The organism is Muricoccus nepalensis (assembly GCF_006438825.1).
GTDB lineage: Bacteria > Pseudomonadota > Alphaproteobacteria > Acetobacterales > Acetobacteraceae > Roseomonas > Roseomonas nepalensis.
The window spans coordinates 1-682 of record NZ_RCZP01000146.1 but is presented as its reverse complement, the minus strand read 5'-3'; the positions used below and the strand labels follow the sequence as shown (position 1 = coordinate 682).

General features: G+C 58.5%; 1 protein-coding gene. It reads left to right on the top strand.

What is annotated here, in order from left to right; genetic code table 11:
• The coding region (locus tag EAH89_RS31030) for a reverse transcriptase domain-containing protein (RefSeq protein WP_140888049.1) at window positions 1-682 on the top strand (682 nt) is incomplete at both ends.

Sequence of the window (682 nt, the reverse complement as noted above, 5' to 3'; positions counted from 1 at the left end):
CAAGTCTGACCCTGCCGTCTATGTCTGGGAGAAGGACGACATCCGCATTATTTGTCCYGTCTTTGTCGACGACATCACCCTCRCCTCGAAGAGCCAGCAGAAGATCCAGTGGGTCAAGGACGAACTTGCCAAGGTCTTCAAGCTCAAGGACCTYGGACCGACCAAGTTCCTCCTTGGCATCCAGATCGACTACGACCGCGAAAACCRTGTCCTCCAACTCTCACAACGCCAGTATATCCTCGACATCCTCCGACRCTTCAAGATGTCCGACWGCACYCCTGTGGCCACACCTATGGACCCAGGCAGTGGGTCACGCCTTAAGCGATACGTCCCTGACCTGGAGAATCCCGTCGACACCTCCACCTTCCCTTACATGTCCGCTGTCGGCGCGCTCATGTACCTTGCCATCGGCACCAGGCCCGACATCATGTTCGCCGTCTCCAAGCTTGCCCAGTTCAACTCGAACCCGGGTCCTGAGCACTGGAAGGCGGTCAAGCATCTCTTCCGCTACCTCAAGGGAACCCTTGACTTGCGCCTCACCTTCCGCGGCAGCGAGCCCGATACCCTCGACTCGGAGTTCACCGGCTATAGCGACGCAGACCATGCTGGCTGCCTCGACACTCGCCGATCAACCTCGGGCTTCCTCATCAAGATGGGATCCGGCGCAGTCAGTTGGTCTGCT